2 protein-coding genes are annotated in these 1,931 nt (G+C 66.4%); both read right to left on the minus strand.

Annotated elements, in window-relative coordinates; all coding sequences use genetic code 11:
- A partial coding sequence (locus NZ773_16125; protein MCS6803454.1) for a PQQ-like beta-propeller repeat protein occupies positions 1-1,592 on the minus strand: 1,592 nt, incomplete at its 3' end.
- A gap of 106 nt (positions 1,593-1,698) precedes the next feature.
- Positions 1,699-1,931, minus strand: a 233-nt coding sequence (locus NZ773_16130; GenBank protein MCS6803455.1) for a crotonase, incomplete at its 5' end; no start/stop codon positions are given.

Genomic DNA, 1,931 nt, shown 5'->3' on the forward strand with positions numbered 1-1,931 from the left:
GGGAGGAGGGTGCCGGTCGTTGTGTCAAAGGCGGCAAGGCGGTTGCGCGGCTGGCCGCTGATTTCGGTGAAGAGGCCGCCGACGTAGAGCGTGGCGCCGCTAACAGTAAGCGCCACGACCGAGCCATTCGCGCTAGGCATCCAGTCAGTGACTGCGCCGGTAGTGATGTCGAAGGCGGCAAGGTAGTTGCGCGGCTGGCCGCCGATTTGGGTGAAGGCGCCGCCGACGTAGAGGGTGCTGCCGCGCACTGCAAGCGCCCAGACCGTGTTGTTCGCAATGGGGTTCCACGGAAGGAGGCTGCCGGTGGCGACGTCGAGCGTGGCGAGGCGATTGCGCGTTTGGCTGCCGACAGAGGAGAAGTCGCCGCCAGCAAGTATAGCGCCGCTTCCCGCTACTGCCAGCGCCCGAACCCGACCGTTTGCGTTGGGGTTCCAGTCGGTGGCGTTGGCAGGGATATGGGTAGTGAGAGCGGCAGCGCGGCTGCGCAACTGGTCGCCGATTTGAGTGAAGTCGCCGCCGACATAGAGCGTGGCGCCGCTGACAGCGAGCGCCCGGACCGAGCCGTTCGCATTGGGGTTCCACAGAGTAACGTGGCCAGAGGTGGCGTCGAGAGCGGCGAGGTAATTGCGAGGGGCTCCCCGAATCGAAGTGAAGTCGCCGCCGGCATAGACGACGTTCTCTCTCACGGCGAGGGCGAAGACCGTGGCGTTTGCGTTGGGATTCCAATCAGTGACGACGTGGAAGCCGAAAACACTCGTTGTGATAGCGGCGACGTAGTTGCGCTCGTGCCCTCCAATTTGGGTGAAGCTGCCGCCAACATAGATGGTGGTGTCTCTAATGGCGAGCGCCCGAACCGTGCCGTTTGCGTTAGGATTCCACAAGGGATCGGCGTTGCCAGAGGCGGTGTTGAGGGCGGCGAGGCGGTTGCGGTCTTGGCCTCCGATTCGCGTAAAGTCGCCGCCGACGTAAAGGGTTCCTCCGCCGAGGCCCACTCCCAAGGCCAAGACCCGGTTGTTCGCGTTGGGGTTCCAGGGGAGGAGGGTGCCGGTGGTGGTATTGAAGGCGGCAAGGCGGTTGCGCGGCTGGCCGCCGATGTGGGTGAAGTCGCCGCCGACATAGAGGGTGCTGCCGCTCACTGCCAGCGCATAGACCCAGTTGTTCGGGTTGGGGTTCCACGTCGGGTCGACGGTCTTGTCAACTCGTATCCGTGCGAGGTGTCGGCGGTCCAGCCCGCCCACCTTGGTGAAACTGCCGCCGATGTACCAGCCGCCGCTGCCGTCCGGAGCGACGGCATACACCGGCCCGTTCACCGTCGGCCAGCTGGCATCATGCGCCCCGGTCGTGGAGTGAAGCGCGACGAACGAGCCGGTGGGCGGCCCGACGGAGGTGAAGTTGCCCCCGAGATAGATCGCATTGCCGGCGCGGGCAACGGCAAAGACAGGACCGTCGGTCACCCACGTGGTGAGGGGGGCGTCGGAAGATGGGAGCGAGAGCGGGGAGCGGGCGGCCGTCGAGGGCGGGAAGAGGGCGAGGACGAGGCTGGCGAGGAGGAGCACCAAGAGCGCGGCGGCAGAGCGCGTTTGGTGGGGCATCCGCTCTTCTCCCAATCGTGCGCGGTGGGAGATGCTGCGTTTCTTTGCAAAGGAGGACGATACAAAACACCGTATGTCAGTGTCAAGTGTGCTGTGGAGCGGAGTGCTAGGCGCCCTGATAGCGGGGTGGGCGGCGCTGGAGGAAGGCGGTCATGCCCTCGAGGCGGTCGGCGGTGGCGAAGAGGCGCACGTCGGCCTCCAGTTCGGCCATCAGGCCCCGGGGGAGGTCGGCGTCCTGAGTGATGCGGGCGGCACCGGCATTCCGCCGGCTTGCGTGCTGCGGGGCGGATGCGGGCGGGCTGAGGAGGGGCTCAGCCGAGGGACTGGCGCAGGTGGAGA

This window comes from Dehalococcoidia bacterium, assembly GCA_025054935.1.
Taxonomy (GTDB): Bacteria; Chloroflexota; Dehalococcoidia; order SpSt-223; family SpSt-223; genus JANWZD01.